Origin of the sequence: Saccharopolyspora terrae (assembly GCF_004348435.1) — a bacterium.
Lineage (GTDB): Bacteria > Actinomycetota > Actinomycetes > Mycobacteriales > Pseudonocardiaceae > Saccharopolyspora > Saccharopolyspora endophytica.
The window spans coordinates 13,158-33,401 of the sequence record NZ_SMKS01000063.1; the positions used below are offsets into that span (position 1 = coordinate 13,158).

Sequence of the window (20,244 nt, forward strand, 5' to 3'; positions counted from 1 at the left end):
GCCGTGCCCGCAGGGGTGCCCTTCTCGGCGAACGACGTGGACAGGACGGAGTTCCATGCCTTGACAACCGGCCGACCCAGTTATTCGGAAACCCACAGGCTCTCGACCTGACCCGCCTCGATCGCCTCGACCGCATCGAGCTCGGAATCGGGGAAGGGAACGTAGTTCGACGTGTCGATGACGACCGTCTCAGACGGGACGGTCGCGATCAGCGGCGCGACATCGGGGATGCGAGCCAGTGGAATGGACAGGATCACGACATCCACATCCTTGACCGCCTCGGTCACGGGAACCGCCCGAGCACCGGTCGAAAGCACATCAGCGTCGATCGTTTCCGGCCCACGGGAATTGGCCACCTTCACGTCGTGTCCGGCAGCCGACAACTTCTGACCTAGGGTTTTGCCGATGGCCCCGACACCGAGAAGACCAATATTCATACAGAGATCCTTATCGACCATGTCGTCCAACGGGAGGTCGGCAACGCTTCGAGCCTGCGCTACCCCAGCGACGTCGCTTCGAACAACGCTCACCGATCGAGCGTGTCATCCACTGCCCTATCCGCCCGCTCACGCGCGAGCCGTTCGGGCATGTCCCGATTCGTCTCGGCGACGACGGCGTCGCAGGCCAGAGCGATCTCCAGGCCGCCGGCGACGGCGTGGCCGTGCAGCGCGGCGACCACCGGCAACGGGCTGACCTCGACGCGACGGGTCAAGCCGGAGACCGTGCGAAGAAAGGGCACCGGCGACTCACCGACCTCGGACAACGCCAGCAGGTGTTGCAAATCCGCGCCAGCGCAGAAGCTCGGTCCCGCCCCGGTGATCAGCACCGCGCGGGTCTCCAAATCGCGTTCGGCCTCGGACAACGCCGTGCTCAGCGCGTCGACCAGCGCCGCGTTGAGCGCATTGCGTTGCCAGGGTCGATCGAGGACCAGCTCGCGGACCGCGCCGCGCTGCTCGACCCGCAACACGGTGTCGGAGAACGCGCTCACCGGGTGGCCTCGCGCAGTTCACGCCGCAACTCGGCCCGCTGGATCTTGCCGCTGGCCGTCTTGGGCAGACCTGGCACGAGGTGCACCCGCTGTGGTCTGGCGTGGGCGGCGTAGCACTGCCGCACGTGATCCTTCAGCTCAGCGACCAGTTCGTCGCTGTCCTCGACGTCGTCGCGCAGCACTACGAAGGCCTCGATCGGCTCGCCGCGGACCTCGTCCGGTCCGGCGACCACCGCGCACTCGGCGACCGCGAGGTGCTGGGCGAGGACGGATTCGACGTCGAAGGGCCCGATCCGGTAGCCCGCCATGATGATCACGTCGTCGTCGCGGGAGGAGAACCGCAAGGTGCCGTCAGCGTTGCGGGCGGCCAGGTCGCCGGACAGGTAGTAGCGGCCGTCGGCGGTGAACCGGCCCGAGACCTCCCGGCCGGCGTATCCGGTGAACGTCATCAGCGGGCTGGCGGCGATGTCGACGGCCAGCAGACCGGATTCGCCGACCTCGGCCTCCGCGCTCGTGCCCTCCTTGAGCACGGTGGCCGACCAGCCAGGCAGCGCCACCCCCATCGTCTGATCCGCGACCGGATTTCCACATCGGGGTGATGGGGGAACCCGATGGACATGCCGAGTTCGGTCTGGCCGTAGTGGTCGTGCACCAGCAACCCCAAAGCCGTGCTCGCCCACTCGTTGACCTCAGCGGTCAACGGCTCCCCCGCGCTGGACAACCGCTGCAGGCGCAACCCGTCGGGCACCGGCACGTCGCTCACGCGCAGCTTCCGGAACACCGGAGCGGCCGTGTAGTCGGTCACGCCCAGATCCACCATCGCCCGACAGGTGGCCGCGACGTCGAACCCGCCGCGCTGCAGCACGCTGCGCAGACCCAGCACCATCGGCGTCACGACGGCCGAGTACAGCCCGTAGGCCCAACCGGGGTCGGCTCCGCACCAGTAGACCGAGTCCTCCCGCACTCCCAGGGCGAACTCCAGGTACGACTGCCAACCCCGCCACATACCGCAGCGGCTGCACGACGCCCTTCGGAGCGCCGGTGGTGCCCGAGGTGAACATGTGCACGAACGCCCCATCACCCCCGACCGGGGTGCTCCCGGCGAACGGCTCCGCAGCAGCCCTGCAGCCGGACAGGCTGCGCTCGCTCCCGTCTACCTCAGCGATGAGCACCGTCCAGGCCCCTTCGGGGACCTTCGAGGACTGCGCCGCATCGGCGATCACGACCTTCGCGTCCGCACCTTCCAGCCGCGACGCCACGGCATCGGCGGCGAACGCGGTGAACAACGGAACGTAGACCCCTCCGACACGCCAGATGCCCAGCAACACCGTCACCAGGTCCACGCTCTTTCACATCAGCCTGGCGACGCGGTCACCACGGCCGACGCCGAGCTCGGTGAGCACACCGGCGAAGCGCTGGGAGCGGTCGCGCAACTCGCCGAAGGAGAGGTCGACGGTCGTTCCATCGGGCTCGACGAAGGTGAACGCGATCGCGTCGGCGGGATGGCGATCGCACATCAGCCACGCGGGATCGGCTTCCGGCGAGGAGAACACCTCAACGATCTCGGCGACCCGTTCAGGGACATGAGCACCCTCCGTTGGGTACGCAGTTGGGTAAGAACTGCCCCTTGAACGTACCCATCGGCGTACCGCTTCTCAAGAGGGCGATCCCACGTGCGAAAATCGGAACCATGTCAGCGATCTCCGAAGCCCGCGGACGGACGCCACGACGGAGCCCACGGCGACGCACCGTCGACACCGCCCGCACCGAGGAACTCCTCGCACAAGCCGGCGACATCATGCTCGCCGAGGGCTTCACCACGATCACGATGGACCAGCTGGCGCAGCGGCTGGGCTGCTCGAAAGCAACGCTCTACAGCGTGGCGGGCACCAAGGAACAGCTGGTCCAGACCATCACCCGGCGGTTCTTCACCACCGCGGCCGAGCAGATCGAGCGGGCCGTCGCCGAGGAGACCGACCCGCGCCAGCGCATCCGGACCTACCTCGCCGGAGTCGGCACCGCGATGCGCCGCAACTCCCCCGCCTTCTACGACGACATGGTCAACTACGAACCCACCGCGCGGATCTACCGCAAGAACTCCGAGGCCGCCGCCCGCCGGGTCCAGGAGATGATCGACAACGGCATCCGCGCCGGCGCGTTCCGCGACGTCAACGGCACCTTCGCCGCCCAGGTGGTCGCCCTGGTCATCGACGCGGTCCAATCCGGCGCGCTCTTGCGAAGCAGCGGACTCCCCGCAGGCGACGCCTTCTCCGCACTCGGAGACCTCATCCTCGACGGACTCAGCCGCCCCACCACCGCGTAGGCCGATCCCGAGCCGGCGCCCCCGCGCGGCAACTACAGCAGCGGCTACCGGAAGGCCGTATCCACCAGGCACGTTGCCGGGACGCCCGGCAACACCTGCCCTCGCCGGGACGTGCTCAACGTTGAGACAGCTCACAACGCAGTCCCGGTTCCGGGATGAACGATGCGCGCAAGTCCGTCCAGCGTCACAAGCAACAACGCGCCCAGGCTCTGGTGATCAGATTCCGTGTCGCCCTGGCCAGGGAACACGCCAACTCTCCCTCGACGAGCTCGAGCTGCGGGAAGTCACCATGCGGATGTACCGGGACGACGAGCCCGTGTCCGAGGACACGGGCGTTTGGCTCCGCCGCTCAACGGGTAGCAACGAGCCCGACCAGTTTGGCAAAGGCAGGGCGCCATGGCTCAACATCCCCTCGAAGACTTCTACGCGGCCCGTGCGGCGCTCGACCGCGCCGCGAGGAACTGCGCAAGCGCCGACCTCGCCTCGCTGGACTGGCCCCCGTTCGGCGCGGCGTTGCTCGGGATACTGCGGTCTTTGCACAACCTGACCGATGAGCTGACCAACAAGCTCGATCAGGTTGATCGTGACCGCCTGTACCGCCAAGCGCTGCGCGACCACCCTCACGAAGCTCTGGACCGCGCGATCAGAGACCTCGAAAGCATGAACGGGATTTTGGCTTCAGCCATGCGGCACGCCGGGGAATATTGGGAAGAAGCGCAGCACATCCACGAGGACACCCGCTCCCGAGAACGGGAATGACACCGTCATCAACACCGGCAACCGCGCAAGCACCTCGTCCAGCTCGGCGGTCGTTGCGCCTGCCGCGATCACCCAGCCGCGCGGTAGAAGCGGACTGGCCCCGAAGAATCGGCTCGGTTTCTGTCCGATCGCGACCAGCGCCACGAACGAGACGACGGCACACCCCACCACCAGTGGTCTCCGGCCGCAGCCGTGTGCCCTGCCAGTCCCCGCCACCCTCGTTCTCCGCCCCTGGCCCTGCTCTGCGTGAATGTTGGGTGGGGTCGGCCAGAGAGATCTCGATGAACGGATGTGCCAGCTTCGAGGCGCACGACCACAGTAGCTTGCACCGAGCGCGTCCAGCGACAACGATACGTCGCTGTGACACGCATGCCTCCCGATTCGGAAGCCCCGGACCCACGAACCGCCGTCCACGTGGACGAACTGTCCAAGCGGATCATTGAACAGCTCCAGCAGGACGGTCGCCGCTCGTACGCCGCCATCGGCAAGGCCGTCGGCCTGTCCGAGGCCGCGGTGCGCCAGCGCGTCCAGCGACTGCTCGACTCCGGGATGGTGCAGATCGTCGCGGTCACCGACCCGCTGCAGCTCGGTTTCCTGCGCCAGGCGATGATCGGCGTGCGGGTAGCGGGTGACGTGCAGGAGGTGGCCGACCAGCTCGCTGAGATCGAGGAGATCGAGTACGTGGTGATCACCGCGGGCTCGTTCGACCTGCTCGTCGAGGTCGTCTGCCGGGACGACGACCAGCTGCTGGAGGTGATCAACCGCCGCATCCGCAACCTGGCGGCGGTCACCGGCACCGAAACATTCGTGTACCTCAAGCTCCGCAAGCAGACCTACGCCTGGGGCACTCGCTAGAAGACGGTTTCCAGGCTCATCTCGGCGGCAAGATGAGCCTGGAACGCCCGCTTCTCAGCCGAGGCTGGACATGACGTGCTTGATCCGGGTGTAGTCCTCCAAGCCGTACATGGACAGGTCCTTGCCGTAGCCGGAGTGCTTGAACCCGCCGTGCGGCATCTCGGCGACAAGCGGGATGTGCGTGTTGATCCACACCGTCCCGAAGTCCAGCTCCGTGCTCGCCCCCATCGCCCGCACGTGGTCTGCGGTCCACACCGATGACGCCAGGCCGTATCGGACGCCGTTGGCCTTGGCATAGGCGTCGCGCTCGTCGGTGAAGCTCTGCACCGTGATCACCGGCCCGAAGACCTCGTCCTGCACGATCTCGTCGTCCTGGCGCAAGCCGGAAACCACCGTGGGGGCGTAGAAGTAGCCACGCTCACCAACACGCGATCCACCACAGTGGACGGTCGCGTGCGCGGGAAGCCGGTCGATGAAACCGGCCACCTTCTCCAGCTGGGCGGCGCTGTTGAGCGGCCCGTAAGCGGCATCGGTGTCGCTGGGCGGACCGGTGCGGGTGTTGCGCGCCTGCTCGGTCAGCGCCGCGACGAACTCGTCGTGCAGCCCCTCCTGCACCAGCACACGGGTGGCGGCCGTGCAGTCCTGCCCGGCGTTGAAGAATCCCGCGGCGGCGATGCCTTCGGCCGCCGCCTCGACATCGGCGTCGGCGAAGACCACGGCCGGGGCCTTGCCCCCGAGCTCGAGGTGCACGCGCTTGAGGTCCTGCGCCGCCGACCCGGCGACCTCGACACCGGCCCGCACCGACCCGGTGATCGACGCCATCTGCGGCACCGGGTGCTCGACGAGACTGCGACCGGTGTCCCGATTCCCGGTTATCACGTTGAACACCCCGGCGGGCAGGTGCTCGGCGGCGATCTCGGCCAGCAACAGCGTGCTCGCGGGCGTCGTTTCGGAGGGCTTGAGCACCACCGTGTTACCCGCCGCGAGCGCGGGCGCGATCTTCCAGATCGCCATCAGCAGCGGGTAGTTCCACGGCGTCACCTGCGCGCAGACGCCGAGCGGTTCGCGGCGGATGATCGAGGTGTGCCCGGCCATGTACTCGGCCGCGGCGCGACCTTCCAACACCCGGGCCGCACCGGCGAAGAACCGCAGGTGGTCCAGCACCATCGTCATCTCTTCGGCATGCGTGAGCGCGACCGGCTTGCCGGTGTTCTCGCATTCCACGCGGACGACCTCGGTCGCGTGCGCCTCGATGGCGTCGGCGATGCGCAGCAACGTGGCCTGCCGCTGCGCCGGTGTGGTGCGCCGCCAATCCCGGAAGGCCGTCGCGGCAGCGGCCGTCGCGTTGTCCACATCGGACTCTCCGGAGAGCGCCTGAGCGGCGTAGACCTCGCCGGTCGCCGGGTCGACGACGCCCAGCGTCCGCCCGTCGACGGCTGGCACGCGGCGGCCGCCGATGAAGTTGTCGAACACTTGCCCGGTCACACAGCACCTCTTCCGTTGGTCGGCTCTGATACCGATTCCGTCGTGAACATGCTGTCGCCCCGCGCTTTCGATAGCAAGGCTCAGATTTTGTTGCTCTTTTCGTTGCGGAGATCTTGACGGGCCACAACCCGCTGCTTTCAATAGGACGCCAGACTCCCGCCCCTGCCCCTCCTTCAACGAGGTTTTGCCATGTCTGGGTTGAACGAGGCCGCGTCGCCTCCTGCGGAAAGAACCAGTCCCGAACGCCTGCCGAGGGCGCTGACCGTCTTCGGCGGCGTACTGCTGACCCTGTCCTGCATCACGCCCGCATCGTCGCTGTTCATCGTCGTACCGCCGCTCGTGCAAACCCAAGGCACGGGAGTGGTGCTGACGCTGGCGCTCTCGGCGCTGGTGTCGCTCGGCGTCGCGCTGTGCTACAGCGAGCTCGGCACCCGTTTCCCCGTCGCCGGCGGCGAGTACTCGATCGTCGCCCGGGTGCTCGGTCGCGGCGCCGGCTGGATCACCTTCGTCATGAGCCTGGCGATGATCGTCGTGGTGCCGCCGGTGATCGCGCTCGGCACAGCCGAATACCTGAGTTCCGCGCTCGAACTGCCCACCGCCGCCACCGGCGCGGTGGTGATGTTGCTGGCGACCGCGACGGCACTGCTGGACGTGCGATCGAACGCGATGGTCACCGGGATCTTCCTGGGCGTCGAAGTGCTGGCAGCCGCTCTGGTGGCGATGTTCGGCTTCGCCCACGCCCACCGACCACTCAGCACGCTCGTGGCTCCGGTCATCCCGGACGCCGCAGGCGGTTCCACACCGTTCACGCTGGGCGTGCTGCTGACCGGCCTGGCCGTCGGGATCTTCACCTTCCAGGGCTTCGGCAGCGCCGTCTACCTGTCCGAGGAGCTGAAGCAGCCGGAGCGAAGCGTCGCGCGCACCGTCATCTGGTCGCTGTTGGCAGCCATGCTGATCATCGGGCTGCCGACCGTAGCGATCGTCCTCGGCGCGCCGTCCGACGCCGACCTGGCCACCGCGGACTTCATGGCCATCGTCGAATCCTGGGGTGGCCCGGCGCTGGCGACCTTCGTCGCACTGAGCGTCGCGACGGCGATCCTCAACGCGGTGATCGTGATGGTGCTGCAGAACGCCCGCGTGCTGTACGCGTCGGCACGGGACCGGGCCTGGCCGGCACCGGCCAACCGGGCCCTGGCACGGCTGCACCCGCGCTGGAAGTCGCCGTGGGTGGCAACCCTGGTCGTCGGCGTGCCCGGCGCCGCGCTGGCCGGGCTGGTCGACATCGAGGCATTGATCGGGTTGACCGGAGTCGTCGTCGCGGGTCTGTACCTGCTGCTCGCGGTCGCAGCGTTGCGCGCCCGCGCGATGCGCGGGCACCAGGGTTGGCGCATGCCCCTGTGGCCGGCCCCCGCTGTGATCACCATCGCGGCCATCGTCTTGGCACTGGCGAACCAGAGCGGCTCCGACCTGCTGCTGACCGGCGGCCTCATGGCTCTGGCCGCCCTGTACTACACGGCGCACCTGCGGAAGCGCCCCGACACCCACTGGGTCATCATCGACAACTAGATCAGTTGTACGGGCAGTCTTCTGCAACGCTTTCCGTTGTTGGACGTCTACTATACAATAGGTTTCGCACACTACGATTAACGTGAGGTTGATCATGAGCGCGACGGAACAACCCGCCGCAACCGATACCCGCACCCTCGGCGACCGGGCCCGCGACCACCTGTGGTTGCACTTCGCCCAGCACGGCGGCTACGCCGACAGCGAGATCCCGGTCATCGTGCGCGGCGACGGCCCCTACGTCTACGACGAGCGCGGCAAGCGCTACTTCGACGGCCTGGCAGGGCTGTTCGCCGTCCAGGTCGGGCACGGCCGCGACCAACTCGCCGAGGCCGCGGCGCGGCAGACGAAGCAGCTCGCCTACTTCCCGCTGTGGTCGCACGCGCACCCCAGCGCCGTGGAACTCGCCGAGCGGGTCGCCGCCCAGGCACCCGGCGACCTCAACCGGGTGTTCTTCACCGGCGGCGGCGGCGAAGCCGTGGAAAGCGCCTGGAAGCTCGCCAAGCAGTATTTCAAGAAGACCGGAAAACCCAACAAGCACAAGGTGATCAGCCGCTCGCTCGCCTACCACGGCACCTCCCAGGGCGCCCTGTCCATCACCGGGATCCCAGGCGCCAAGCAAGACTTCGAGCCGCTGGTGCCCAGCGCGATCAAGGTGCCCAACACCAACTTCTACCGGGCCCCGGTCCACGCCGACGACCACGAGGCGTTCGGCGCCTGGGCCGCCGACGAGATCGCCCGCGCGATCGAGCGGGAGGGCCCGGACACGGTCGCCGCGGTCTTCCTGGAGCCGCTGCAGAACACCGGTGGCTGCTTCCCACCGCCACCCGGCTACTGGCAGCGGGTCCGGGAGATCTGCACCGCCTACGACGTGCTGCTGGTCTCCGACGAGGTGATCTGCGCCTTCGGCCGGCTCGGCCATGACTTCGGCGCCAACCGGTACGGGTACCAGCCGGACATCATCAACGTCGCCAAGGGGCTCACCTCCGGTTACGCGCCACTCGGCGCGATGATCGCCGACGAGCGGCTGATGCAGCCGTTCCTGGTCGACGGCAGCAGCTTCACGCACGGCTCGACCTACGGCGGGCACCCGGTGGCCTGCGCCGTCGCGCTCGCCAACCTGGACCTGATCGAATCCGAGGATCTCTACGGCCAGGTCCGCGCCAACGAGGCGAACTTCCGAGCCACCCTGGAGAAGCTGCTCGACCTGCCGATCGTCGGCGACGTCCGCGGCGCCGGGTACTTCTACGGCATCGAGCTGGTCAAGGACAAGGCCACCAAGGAGACCTTCACCGCCGACGACGCCGAACGAGTCCTGCGGGGCCACGTCTCCCCCGCCCTGTTCGAGGCCGGGCTGTACTGCCGCGCCGACGACCGGGCGGAGCCGGTCATCCAGCTGTCGCCACCGCTGATCTGCACCCAGGAGCACTTCGACGAAGTCGAGCAGATCCTGCGGTCGGTCCTCACCGACGCGTGGACCAAGCTCTGACGACCAGCACCCGGTCTCCGCTGATCAATTGCCGTTGACACGGGGACCGCGCAGAGAGCGGAAAACACCGAGATCCACCAAGAATCGCTCGGTCTTTGCCGGACGCGCGGGCTCGTAGGTGGCAGACCTGCGAGTGCCGGCACCGCGAGCCCCCGCCTCAGCGGGGCGAGGGCTCGCGGTGCATGTTCCTGCGCCGTGCGAACACCCAGTACGGGAGCACGCGCTGATAACGGCGCTGACATATGGTCTCGACTCCCCAAGACCGCTGGACAAAAATGAGCGCGCCCGGATTCTCCAGAGGTCGGAACACGGGCGCAGGGGCGGTTTTCTGCCGTGTCAGCCGCGAGCCATGCGGCGACACGGACCCGACAGCCCCAGGCGCTCGCGGCTGTGGGCGACGTCGACTGCGCCGTGACACCGCTGCTCGACGACGCGCGGGAGCAGGGCGCAACGGTCGTCGTGGTGAGCGAATACGGCATCCCCCACGCCGCACACCCCGTCGACATCAACCGCGCGCTCCGCGGAGCGGGCCTGTTGGAGGTCTACACCCAGCACGGCATGGAATACCGAACCCATGCCAAGCCGGATCCACCGATCAGCGGACGTTCAGGGATGCGGGGAGGCTTCTGGCTCGGCCTCGTCGGTGTGGCGGGCCCGGTGTTCGTCACGCCAGTAGCCCACGAGTTCGGCGTAGAGGTCACTGCGTGCAAGAAGGTCGTCGTGCGTCCCGACTTCTGGCGTGGTGCCAGAGAAGAGCAGAATGCGGTCGGCCCGTTCGGCTGAGCTGATCCGGTGCGCGATGACGATCAGCGTGCCAGGGCGCCGGGCGAAGCCGTGCTCGGCCAGCGCCTCGGCCGCAGGGTCGAGGTGGCACGTTGCCTCGTCGAGGATGACGACCCGGGCGGGACAGAGGTAGACGCGGGCCAGGGCGATCAGTTGTCGTTCGGCGGGGGACAGCCCTTCCCCGCCGGCCGGAATCGTCGCCTCGTAACCGCCGAGCCGGGCCAGCGTTTCCCCAGCACCCACTGCGGCAACCGCGTCGTCGAGGGCTTCCGTGGTGGCGTCAGGTCGCAGGTAGGTGAGGTTTTCCCGCACCGTGCCGGCGAAAACATAGGCATCCTGCGGGATGAGTGCGATCTCCCGCCGCAGCTGCTGTTCGTCGATGCATCCGAGTTCGCCACCGTCGAGCAGAATCTGTCCGTGCTGCGGTTCGGTGAGGCCGGCGAGCAGGTTCGCCAGCGTGGACTTGCCCGCCCCGCTGGGCCCGACGACGGCGAGGTGGGTGCCCTCCGGAACGTCGATGCTGAGGTTGTGGACCACGGGGCGGGCGTGCTGCGAGTAGCCGAACGTGACCCGCTGCAAGCGCATGTCGTAGCCGTCCAGCGGGGACGTCGACGAGCGGGCAGGTGTCGTTGACGGCTCGTCGGCGCACACCTCAGCGAGGCGATCCAGCACGACCCCGAGGCTGACGAGCAACGTGCTGCCCGCATTGACCAGGAACATCACCGCGGACTGGAGGCCGCCCGCGATGTAGATGACTCCCCCGGCCAGTGCACCGGTGGTCAGCATCTGCGACGAGAGCAACCACGGGGCGAGCGCCAGCAGTGAGATCAGCGGCAGATGCACGCCGAGCGTCACAACGAGCAGTCGCAGGACTCGGGTCCGCGCGAACCCGCGCAGTGCTTCCGCTTGCTCCTCGATGGCTTCCGCGACGTCGGCGGCTGCGCGTGGCTCGGCGGCCTGGGTGGCGACATCGCGGATGCCCGACACGATCGGAGCAGCCACGTTCCCGACCTGTTCGCTGCGCAGAACCACCACGCGGTAGCGCAGGAACAGAGATCGGAGCACGACGACGAACAGAGTCATCGCGAGCACGACGAACCCGCTGACGATCGCGGCCAACGTCGTGGAGAGCACCGCCAGGCCAGCGAGCGCGGCGACTCCTGCGGCGACCACCTGCCGCATGTTGCGCAGCATGGTGGACAGCAGCACCCGGACCGCTTCCACCTGCTCGGTGATCTGCGAAACGCTGGAACCTGTCACGTCGCGCTCCCCGCGCATCGCCCGGTGCAGCGATGCGGTGATCACAGCGCGGACCATCGAGTCGCGCAGCGGTTCCACGCTCAGGATCAGCCACGGATACACCTGGCGAGTTCCGAAGGCGCTGACGATCCACAGACCCGCCATGGCGGCGAGCCAGGCGAACCCCGCGAACGGCCGGCCAGCGAGGAAGCCGTCATCGATCGCCTTGGCGATCAGCACACCCGAGACGAAGGTGGGCAGAGCTTCCAGGGCCGACCACGCGACCACCCGCCGCAACGCGCGCTGGTGCGGCCGGATGTGCTGGTGCAGCAAACGCATTCCGCTTACGAGCATCACTGCTGCACCGCCGTGTCGATCTCGGCGATCGCGACGGGCTCCGGAGCGCGCGTGCCGGAGTCGTCCTCAGCAGCGGCGAACACCGCGCGGTAGCCGGGCTCGGACCAGAGCACGTGGTGCGGCGCCAGGGCCCGGATGCGGCCGTTCTCGAGCCATGCCACCAGGTCAGCACGACTGGCGGTGGCGGTTCGGTGCGCGATCACCAGCGAGGTCCGCTCGGTCCATGCCCGCCGCAGTCCCTCTGCGACCTTGACCTCGGTGGCCGTGTCCAGGCTGCTGGTCGCGTCGTCGAGCACCACCAGCCGTGCGTCCCGGAGGACCGCACGCGCCAAGCTGAGGCGCTGCAGTTCGCCGCCCGACATCGGAGCGCGGGCCAGCGGGGTGTCATAGCCGTCGGGCAGCAGGCTGATGAACTGGGCGGCTTGGGCCAACGCCGCCGCCCGTTCCACAGCGGCCAGGGACACCTGTTCCTGCCCGTAGCTGATCATGTCCGCGATGGTGTCGCCGAGCACGGCGGGCCGTTCGAACGCGTAGGTGACGGCACGCCGCAGTACCGGGAGTTCGACATCGGACACATCGGTGCCGTCGAGCAGCACCACGCCTTCGTCCGGATCCCGCAACCGCCCCACCAGCGACGTCAGCGCGGTTTTGCCCGTACCGGACCGGCCTACGATGGCCACGCTCGTGCCGGCCGGGATCGTCAGGTCGACGTGGTCGAGGACCAGCCGCGTGTCCTCCCGGACGCAGACGCCTCGCAGCTCCAGGTGGCCTCGACCAGGCGGGAGCGGGGCAGAGCGGTCGGGCGTGGTGATGGTCGGTGTCGTGTCCAGAACCTCAGCCACCCGTCCGGCCCCGATCTGACAGGTCACCATCGCGACCGCGGCGTCGAGCACTCCGACCACACCAGCGGCCAGCGCGACGTAGGAGGATGCGGCAACCAGCTCGCCCGGGGTGATGTCCCCCGCGCTCAGCGCCGACCCGCCGACGGCGAGCACGGCGACCTGCAGCAACGGAACCAGCAAGGTCAACTGCCAGCTCATGCCGCGCTGGGCCTCCCAGACGCGCCGGCCGCTCTCGTGCAACTCCTCCAGCGGTTGCACCACGCGGTCGATGTCGCGCTCGACGGTCCCACTAGCGCGGATGGTGCGTGCACCTTGATGCGCGTCGAGGAGCCGGGTCGCGATCGTCGCCTGGAGATGCTGGTACCGCTGCAGCGAGTCACCGGCCCTGGCCACGAACCGGCGGAGCAGCAGCGCGGCGAAAGGGACGCCGACCAGAAAGGTGATCGCCAGGCGCAGGTCGATCAGCACCAGCCCGGCGACCGCGCCGACGGTGGTCATCAGCGTGGCGAGCACCGATATCAGGGAGGGGAAGAAGCTGGCTGGGCTGGCGGCGTTCTCGGTGAGCCGGGACAACACCTCGCCAGCCGGGAACCGGCGTGGACCGCCGACGCCCAGCAACAGCACGTGGCCGATCAGCCGATGCCGGAGTCCCGCAGTCACTGCGCTGCCGAAATAGGAGCTGACGAGGTCGTCCACCGCCATGGCCACCGTGGTGACGCCCACCACCAGCACCAGGCGCCCGAGCGCTGCGCCGAGATCACCGCCGCGTATGGCCGCGTCGATCGCGGAGCCGATAACGGCCGGAGTGAGCACCGCCGTGACGACCTGGACAACGGTGGTCAGAGCCACCGTGGCCAGCATCCAGCGGGACTGACCAGCCGTGGATCGCAGGAGCCGACCGCCGCTGGCGCGCAGCGCGTCGGTGTTGCCCTGGTGCCGAAGCATCCGGGCGAGTCCACGAAGCTCCATTCGTGAGATCCCCTGTTTCCGCTACCGTGGCGAAGCACGCCGACGGGGCGCGGAGAGGCGATGCCTCCACCGCGCTCAGGAACCGGTGTTCCCGCCCGGTACCAGCGGGCGGGAACACCGGGCCCCCCGCCGGTCAGCTACACGAAACGCCGACACAGATGGTGTTCAGCGCCGTCAGCAGGCCGATACACGCGCAGGTCCCTCCGCCGCCCAGCTGAATCCCGTCGATCTCGATCGGGTCCGTCTCAGGCAGCTCCTGCAGCGAGGCGACCATGTCGAAGTCCTCGAGCTCCATCGTGTTCACCCCCTTCCCACGTGAGTTGCTACTGGAGCCTCCTGCCGCATCCCACCCGTCGTTGCGGTGTGGGTGAGGCAGAAGCGTTTTATCCTGCGCAGCAGCTCCGAGGGCCAGTCGGCCACCACGCCGGCGTGATTGGTGTCGAGTTCGACGTAGTCGAGGTCCGTGCCCGCGTGCCGCCCCAGCTCCAGCAGGCGGCGGTGCAGCATCCGCGACTGACGGACCGGAATGTGTTCGTCCCTGCGGCCGTGGACGAGCAGCAGCGGAGCTCGAAGCGACGCGCAGAGGCTCAGCACGTCGCCCTGCTGCTGGTTCTCGTTCAGCCCGCCGAGCTCTCCGATGCGGTCGCGAACGGCATCGGCGGCGTCGACGTGCAGTGCGGCCGGGGACAACAACGGTGCCAGCGCGACGCAACCGGACCAGCTGTCCGGATCGGCGCATGCTGCCAGCAGCGCGAGATAGGCGCCGTAACTGACGCCCAGCACGATCGGAGCCGGCAGCCCGCTGCGTCGGCGATCCCGTTCCAGGCGGGCGCACAGGTGCCGGACGTCGTCGAGATCGGGGCCTCCCCACTTGCCCAGTGCGGAGCGCAGGTGCTCCTCGCCGTAGCCGGTGCTGCCCCGGCAGTTGGGTGCGAGCACGGTCATGCCTGCGGAGGCGAGGGAGTGAAACAGCGGATCGAACTCGAAACCCCACGCGGACAGCGGTCCGCCGTGCAGGGCGACGACGAGCCGTTCGCGGTACCGCCAGCCCGTTCCGCCGTGGACGATCGCTTCGATCGGTCCGGCTGCGCCGTCCAGCTCGACGAGTTCGGCGTCGGCGCTCGCGCAGCTGCTCGTCGTCGCCTGGTGCAGCGACCAGGCAGGCTTCGCGGCGCTCCGGTCATCGAACCGCAGGGTGGCGAGGGTGCGGGGATGCGCGGGCTGTGAGAACGGGACACGAACGACGTCTCCGGCCCAGCAAGCCGGGGAGCTGACTATCCCGCGTGGACTGTCCAGCGGAGTCAGGCTGTCGTTGGCTGGTGTGTAGACGAACAGCCGTGAGACAGCCCCCGCCCGCTCGTGCACGAGCACCCGCTCACCTCGATCGTCAACGGCCAGCGGATGTCTCGGATAGCCCCGGCGGTGCAGGGCCTCGGGGAAGTGCACCGTCCGCTGACCGAGGACGCCCCAGCCGAGCCGGGGCTCGCCCGACGCGTTGCTGCTCACGACCAGCAGTCGTGTTGCGGGGGAGCAGAGCAGGATTTGGTCCGTGCTCGCCTCCGACATGAACCAAGTGCGCCGCCAGCTGCCGTCGCTGAGATCGACGACGATCCCGTGCTGCCGGCCGCCGCGCGGAGTCTGGTTGATAGCCAGCGCCCGGCCGGCCTCATCGATCCACGCACCCCCGGAGAGCCGGCCGGGGAGCCGGACGATCCGCTCGATGCCCGGTGGCGCAGCGCCGAGCCGCCAGATCGTCGATCGATCCGCATCGTCCACGGTGACGGCGAGCCCGGGCGCGGACCACCCAGCGGGGCCCGGCAGCAGATAACCGCCGAGCGCGGTCAGGGAGCCAAGCCTGTGCCCATCCGTTCCGGGTATCCCCTCAGCGGTGGCGGGGTACATCGTGATCTCGTGGCGTTGTGACCCGCACTGCTGCCACAGCACCAGTGAGCCGTCGTCGAGCGGGAGCAGCCTGGTGGCCCGATCGAGAGCCAAACCAGCGATCTGCCTCTGGACGACCTCCCCGGCGCCGAGCTGCCAGCTCTCCAACAGGGCGGTGTCTCCCGCCACGGCCACGGACGCGGCGCGGAGCCCGCGCGGGGAGAAGGCGAACCCCATGCGCGCGGAGATCTCGGTCCCTGCCGGTCCGTTCGTGCTCACGTCGGCCTACTGGGTTGCAGGAGCTCGTCAGCCATCCACATGCGTGGCGTGCGGTATCGCAGGCGCAGCAGGAAGGCGAGCACACCTGTCATGCCATCGCCCCAGCTGCTGGTGAGACCACCTCGTTCGTCGGGGAACACCACGCGGCTGTTGTGGTGTGTTCGGCAGCTGTGGACGAGCCGCGCCACCTGGTGCGCCATGCCGTCGTAGATGCCAGCGCCGGTCGCTTCCCGCATGTCGAGGAGGAAGTCCCCGTTGCCCGCGAGCCCGTGGCACTGCGCGAGCCCGGCGCGTGCCGAGTGCTCCATGACGGCGCGGGCGGCCATGCTCGCGTAGCTGCCGAAGCGCTCGTGGCCCGTGACGCGGAACAGCCGTGCCAGGAAGGTCCCGATGCCGGACGCGCCGTGACACCAGTGCGGGGCGGTCGCGGCATCATCCGATCCCGCACCCCACTGGGCCACGTCCCGGTCGACGATCGCGTGGCCGATCAACGTGTCGCCGGTGCGTACCGCCAGTGCCATCAGGTCTTCGCGGCCGGTCGCGAGTGCGGCGGCCAGCAGGAAGTAACCCACGCCCGCCGTGCCGTGGGCAAAGCCGTAGTACCGGCGGCCCGCCAGATGTGAGTGGTGCTCGGCCGGTGTTCCCCAGCTGACACCGTCAGCCTCCTCGGACGCGCTGAGCACGAGTTCGTCGGCCGACCGGTTCGCTTTCCGGAGCAGTTCGTCGTCGCCGGTGAGCGACCACAGGTGCAGCAGCGTCAGCCCGATTCCCGCGGTTCCATGAGTGATGTCCGGGTTCGTCACGGACACGGGAAGATCGATGGCGAGTTTGAGCGCCTCAGTCCGCAGCCGGTCCGCGCCGAGCTGTTCTCCTGCCTCGAACAGTGACCACGCGATGCCCGCCTCACCGAAGTACAAGCCGGGCGGCCGTTGATCATCGGCCGGCAACCGCTGTGCGATCCAGTCGCCTGCGGCGGTCACCGCAGGCCCCAGCCTCGGGTCGTCAGAAGCACCGAACTGCAGGCAACGGGTGAGCACGCCGAGAACACCTGCGGCGCCGTGCTGCACGCTGCACGGGTCGGGCGCGCCGTGGGCGCACGACACCGGCCACAGCGTCTGCGCATCGGGTGTCATCGAGCTCAGCAGGTGACCGACAACGCCGTCGACGGCGTGCTGCCAGCACTGGTCGTCGAGCCTCGGTTCGGAGGCGCCAGCCCGTGCCTGCCGGGCATTCCGCGGCGCGGCCCCGTTCGCAGTGGCGAGCACCTGGTCGACCCGCGCGGGTTCCGGGCGCCTGCGCGGGTCGGGATGCATCAGTTCGAGGATCAGCCTCCGCAGGTCGTCGGGCAGGCCGGAGGGTTCCCACCGGACGTCCAGCCACTCGGCCAAGCCGTGCTGCGGGTACGGCTCCCCGGTATCGCCTTCGATCATGCCGGGTACGTTGCCGAAGGCGAGAAAGCAGAGCGTTGCGCCGAGACTGAAGTAGTCGGCCCGTTCGTTCGGGGACTCACCGTGGAACTGCTCCGGGGCGCTGAAGCCGGGGGTGCCCACCTTCAGCGGTGCGTCATCCTTCTCGCCGGTGGGCACGGCGAGCTCCAGGTCGATCAGCTTGAGCTGTCCGTCGGGCAGCACCATGATGTTGCTGGGGTTGAAGTCCCGCAGTATCAGACCAGCGTCGTGGGCGGATTCCAGCAGAGCCGCGACCCGTCCGGTCATCGTGAGAGCTTGCGGGATATCACGCCGCCAGCCGCCCGCGCGGATCTGCCCGGGGATCCACTCGCGAAGGGACACGCCCGGTACCAGCTCCTCGGCTAGGAACAAGTGCTGGCTCTGCTCGAAGAGCGCGAGCACCTGGGGAGCCAAACCCAGTGGCGCGACCAGCTCGAGCGCGTGGGCCTCGGCCCGCAGCCGGTCTCGTTCGTCGCGTCCGGTGCGGTCCGCCCCGACGTGCGGCCGTGCCTCCTTGACGATCACGGCGTTGCCGGTGTGGGTGTCGGTCGTCCGATAGACGCCACCGCGATTGGTGTGCCGGATCGCCTCGCGAGCGAGAAATCGTTTGCCGATCAGCACGCCGCCTTGCGCAGCGTGCTTGTCGCTGTCCGCCTGGCGCAGTGCCGGATCCGGGGCGTTGGGGAACGGGCACGAAACCCACGGCGGCGGGGAGTACTTCCCGGCCCGGCGGTCCTCCACCGGATTGCCGTCCGGGTCCTCGATCACCCACGCGTAGAAGCCGTCGTTGGAGAAACGCCTCTGTTCGATGAAGGCGCCGTACCGGTAGTGCACCAGACTTCCCGGCGAGTACGGCCGGTCCGACAGCACACGCGGACCCGCCAGTCCGTCCGTCGCTTCGTGAAGTTCCGCCGCCAGCCGGACTGCCTCATCGTCGCTGGCCGGGTAGATCGTCAGGAACTTCCCGGAGTGGCCACGTGAGGTGTGGCGGTCGTTGAGCAACGCCACATGGTCCAGCGTGCGAGCAAATTTGAAGGCCGACTCGGATTCCAGCAGCACTGGCAGGGAACGGGTCAGGACATCCTGTGCCGAGGCAAGGGTTGCCGAGATGTGCAGCTTCCAGCCTTGGGAGCGCTGGACCGCGCTGCCTGGTGCCACCGTGCACCAGGTGCCGCCCTTGCTCACGGTCCACCGAGCTGGCTCCGACGACGTGCGCAGCCCTGTGTCGAGCACATCGGTGAGCGTGGAGTCGTCGACCGCACCCAGGGACCTCGGCCCGAACAGGCTGAAGTTGAACTCCGCCAGCCGCGGGCTGTCCGCCGCGCGCGCGTCACGACCGGACGCACGCGCGGTGTCGTCATCGGAACAGTCAGGTGACACCCCAGCCATGCGGTCTCCAGCGTTGCTCGGTCGTACGCGTTCGAGAACCTCGCCAACAGGCTAGGAAAGGAAACTCCGCAAGGCTTTGTGGACCGCCTTCACCACCGATCAGGCAAGTGCCGTCGAGAGGGACGAAACGCGCAGCTCTCCGGACTGCGTGGGCAAGCGAGGAGGGAAAATGGCCGCTCAAACGTTCACTCGTTCGGGTGTCCGAACCCCGTTCTCGTCGTGGCGAGCCAGCTTGGATTTCCGGCGAAAGCCCGGCAGATCACGCCCTACCGCAACGTGGATCTGTCACATCCCTCTGCCAAGCCACGACGTGACGGTCCTGCGCAGCGCCAGCAGAGATCACGAAGTGACGCTGGAGCACCAGTTGAGCGCTTGTCGGCTGGCTCGTCGGAGTCGTGCATTGCCTGGTTCGGGACTGGAACCGGTGTTTGCGCGCCACTGAGCGTCCCGAAACGACCCGGTACAACTACCTGCTCGCGGTGGTCCAGCTCGGAAGATACGTCGCAGCCAACGGCGACGACGATGCTGCCGAGGGCACGGCGAATACGTCGCGTGCGGATGTGGAGTCCTTCCTTCCAGGCGTGGGTGATCGAGACTCGTTCGACTGCAACCGCTCTCAACAAGCACAAGCGCCTGCAGCAGTTCTTTCAGTGGTTGGCCGAGGATGAGCGGGCTGTGGAGCGATCTCCTGCGGATGGGGTTCGTCCGCCGCAGCAGCCGACGAAGCTGGCCCCCGTCACCAGTACCGATGACACAACGCGGTTGCTGGAATCGTGCAATGGATCTGGGTTCATGAATCTTCGTGACCAGGCGATGATTCGCTTGTACTGCAACACCAGGGCACGACTGTCCGAAGTGGCCAATCTGCACGTGGACGACATCGACTGGAACACGGATTCACTGGTTTACCAAGGCAAGGGCGGTAAAGAACGCCGTGTCCGCATGGGTCCCAAGACTGCACGTGCGTTGAGTCGATACCTGCGGGCACCTTCGCGGCACTGCGGTTCAGAACGTCCTGAGCTCTGGCTCGCTGCGCGCGGTGGAGTCCCGCTGAAGGCCAGCGGTATCAAGTTGCGCCTGCGTCGCCTGGGGGAACGTGCCGGAATCAGAGGATGAGGATCGGTGACGATGCCTGAGCGCGCAGAACTCACACCCGAACAAACGCCGGCGCGCCCGTCCAGCACAGATCGGGCAGGTGCGCACCGCTGCGCTTGAACCGGGCCCGCACATGGCGGCTCAACACGCGAGCCGCACGGGCACCGATGCGCACCCGGCGGTCATTGGGGCGCTTGCCGTGAAAGACCACTGTCTCGAGACCGAGATCGTCAATGTCGGCGTCCCGGAGGGATTCGCGCGCCTGTTCGGCGAGCGCCCCTTACCACGGCCCTGAAGAGCTCCGGCACCGCGGACACCTCCCGGCACTCCCCCTCGATGCACGACAGCGGGAAATCCACAGGAACATGGGCGTCTAGGAGCTGTTTAGGAACCGATCTTGGTGAGGCTGCGGAGCCAGATGTCGATGGTGGCGACGTGCACGGTGGCTTCGTAGCGGAGGGCGAGTTTGTCGTACCGGCAGGCCACGGCACGGTGGTGTT

At 68.2% G+C, this 20,244-nt stretch carries 16 protein-coding genes and 2 pseudogenes; 7 read left to right on the forward strand and 11 right to left on the reverse strand.

Translation table 11 applies throughout. The annotated features are described in order from the left end of the window. Positions 1-80: 80 nt before the first annotated feature. The 5 genes and pseudogenes from E1181_RS31850 to E1181_RS32645 all read right to left on the reverse strand — a co-directional run. Positions 81-530, reverse strand: coding sequence for an NADPH-dependent F420 reductase (locus E1181_RS31850; protein WP_207922312.1), 450 nt, complete (start codon positions 528-530; stop codon positions 81-83). After that, positions 527-988 (reverse strand): enoyl-CoA hydratase/isomerase family protein, encoded by a 462-nt coding sequence (locus tag E1181_RS25485; RefSeq protein ID WP_132678534.1) that lies wholly within the window; start codon positions 986-988, stop codon positions 527-529. Before E1181_RS25485 ends, E1181_RS31850 begins: the two co-directional genes overlap by 4 nt. After that, positions 985-1,518: an AMP-binding enzyme gene (locus tag E1181_RS32635; protein WP_268952506.1), complete on the reverse strand. Its 534-nt coding sequence runs from the start codon at positions 1,516-1,518 to the stop codon at positions 985-987. Before E1181_RS32635 ends, E1181_RS25485 begins: the two co-directional genes overlap by 4 nt. Next, complete coding sequence (locus tag E1181_RS32640) at positions 1,437-1,994, reverse strand: AMP-binding protein (RefSeq protein WP_268952507.1); 558 nt, start codon at positions 1,992-1,994, stop codon at positions 1,437-1,439. Before E1181_RS32640 ends, E1181_RS32635 begins: the two co-directional genes overlap by 82 nt. Before the next feature lie 52 nt (positions 1,995-2,046). Further along, positions 2,047-2,505, reverse strand: a pseudogene (locus tag E1181_RS32645) (AMP-binding protein); the annotation flags it as partial. A 173-nt stretch (positions 2,506-2,678) separates the two neighbouring features. Between E1181_RS32645 and E1181_RS25495 the strand changes: the two are divergent. From E1181_RS25495 to E1181_RS25505, 3 genes are all read left to right on the forward strand, one after another. Then, positions 2,679-3,311 (forward strand): TetR/AcrR family transcriptional regulator, encoded by a 633-nt coding sequence (locus E1181_RS25495; protein WP_132678536.1) that lies wholly within the window; start codon positions 2,679-2,681, stop codon positions 3,309-3,311. A gap of 396 nt (positions 3,312-3,707) precedes the next feature. Continuing rightward, a complete protein-coding gene (locus tag E1181_RS25500) occupies positions 3,708-4,070 on the forward strand; it encodes a hypothetical protein (protein ID WP_132678538.1) in 363 nt (120 codons plus the stop codon). A 369-nt stretch (positions 4,071-4,439) separates the two neighbouring features. Next, positions 4,440-4,925, forward strand: coding sequence for an Lrp/AsnC family transcriptional regulator (locus tag E1181_RS25505; protein ID WP_132678540.1), 486 nt, complete (start codon positions 4,440-4,442; stop codon positions 4,923-4,925). 54 nt (positions 4,926-4,979) lie between these two features. Here E1181_RS25505 and E1181_RS25510 read toward each other — a convergent pair whose 3' ends face one another. Next, positions 4,980-6,383 (reverse strand): gamma-aminobutyraldehyde dehydrogenase, encoded by a 1,404-nt coding sequence (locus tag E1181_RS25510; RefSeq protein WP_408010639.1) that lies wholly within the window; start codon positions 6,381-6,383, stop codon positions 4,980-4,982. Between the two features lie 216 nt (positions 6,384-6,599). Here E1181_RS25510 and E1181_RS25515 point away from each other — a divergent pair, with 216 nt between their 5' ends. The 3 genes and pseudogenes from E1181_RS25515 to E1181_RS32980 form a co-directional block, all read left to right on the forward strand. Further along, positions 6,600-7,976: an APC family permease gene (locus E1181_RS25515; RefSeq protein WP_132678543.1), complete on the forward strand. Its 1,377-nt coding sequence runs from the start codon at positions 6,600-6,602 to the stop codon at positions 7,974-7,976. A 94-nt stretch (positions 7,977-8,070) separates the two neighbouring features. Continuing rightward, complete coding sequence (locus E1181_RS25520; protein ID WP_132678545.1) at positions 8,071-9,462, forward strand: aspartate aminotransferase family protein; 1,392 nt, start codon at positions 8,071-8,073, stop codon at positions 9,460-9,462. A gap of 390 nt (positions 9,463-9,852) precedes the next feature. Further along, a pseudogene (locus E1181_RS32980) lies at positions 9,853-9,963 on the forward strand (hypothetical protein); the annotation flags it as partial. Between the two features lie 105 nt (positions 9,964-10,068). Here E1181_RS32980 and E1181_RS32315 read toward each other — a convergent pair. From E1181_RS32315 to lanL, 5 genes are all read right to left on the reverse strand, one after another. Then, positions 10,069-11,823: an ABC transporter ATP-binding protein gene (locus E1181_RS32315; protein WP_235877037.1), complete on the reverse strand. Its 1,755-nt coding sequence runs from the start codon at positions 11,821-11,823 to the stop codon at positions 10,069-10,071. Positions 11,824-11,837: 14 nt separating this feature from the next. Beyond that, entirely contained in the window at positions 11,838-13,652 is a 1,815-nt protein-coding gene (locus E1181_RS25535; RefSeq protein ID WP_132678549.1) for an ABC transporter ATP-binding protein, read from the reverse strand. A 133-nt stretch (positions 13,653-13,785) separates the two neighbouring features. Continuing rightward, positions 13,786-13,947 (reverse strand): VenA family class IV lanthipeptide, encoded by a 162-nt coding sequence (locus tag E1181_RS31575; RefSeq protein ID WP_165944749.1) that lies wholly within the window; start codon positions 13,945-13,947, stop codon positions 13,786-13,788. Positions 13,948-13,952: 5 nt separating this feature from the next. Beyond that, a complete protein-coding gene (locus E1181_RS25540; protein ID WP_132678551.1) occupies positions 13,953-15,812 on the reverse strand; it encodes an alpha/beta hydrolase family protein in 1,860 nt (619 codons plus the stop codon). Further along, entirely contained in the window at positions 15,809-18,649 is a 2,841-nt protein-coding gene (lanL, locus tag E1181_RS25545; protein WP_132678553.1) for a class IV lanthionine synthetase LanL, read from the reverse strand. The genes E1181_RS25540 and lanL overlap by 4 nt, the downstream gene beginning before the upstream one ends. Before the next feature lie 585 nt (positions 18,650-19,234). On the opposite strand from lanL, the gene E1181_RS25550 reads away from it, so the two are divergent. After that, a complete protein-coding gene (locus tag E1181_RS25550) occupies positions 19,235-19,765 on the forward strand; it encodes a tyrosine-type recombinase/integrase (RefSeq protein WP_235877038.1) in 531 nt (176 codons plus the stop codon). Positions 19,766-20,244 lie beyond the last annotated feature (479 nt).

Excerpts from the sequence above, each read along its gene's own strand:
- E1181_RS25515 (WP_132678543.1), top strand. The coding sequence starts at position 6,600 with ATGTCTGGGTTGAACGAGGCCGCGTCGCCTCCTGCGGAAAGAACCAGT.
- E1181_RS32640 (WP_268952507.1), bottom strand. The coding sequence starts at position 1,994 with ATGTGGCGGGGTTGGCAGTCGTACCTGGAGTTCGCCCTGGGAGTGCGG.
- E1181_RS32315 (WP_235877037.1), bottom strand. The coding sequence starts at position 11,823 with ATGCGTTTGCTGCACCAGCACATCCGGCCGCACCAGCGCGCGTTGCGG.
- E1181_RS31575 (WP_165944749.1), bottom strand. The coding sequence starts at position 13,947 with ATGGAGCTCGAGGACTTCGACATGGTCGCCTCGCTGCAGGAGCTGCCT.
- E1181_RS25520 (WP_132678545.1), top strand. The coding sequence starts at position 8,071 with ATGAGCGCGACGGAACAACCCGCCGCAACCGATACCCGCACCCTCGGC.
- lanL (WP_132678553.1), bottom strand. The coding sequence starts at position 18,649 with ATGGCTGGGGTGTCACCTGACTGTTCCGATGACGACACCGCGCGTGCG.
- E1181_RS25500 (WP_132678538.1), top strand. The coding sequence starts at position 3,708 with ATGGCTCAACATCCCCTCGAAGACTTCTACGCGGCCCGTGCGGCGCTC.
- E1181_RS25505 (WP_132678540.1), top strand. The coding sequence starts at position 4,440 with ATGCCTCCCGATTCGGAAGCCCCGGACCCACGAACCGCCGTCCACGTG.
- E1181_RS25495 (WP_132678536.1), top strand. The coding sequence starts at position 2,679 with ATGTCAGCGATCTCCGAAGCCCGCGGACGGACGCCACGACGGAGCCCA.
- E1181_RS25535 (WP_132678549.1), bottom strand. The coding sequence starts at position 13,652 with ATGGAGCTTCGTGGACTCGCCCGGATGCTTCGGCACCAGGGCAACACC.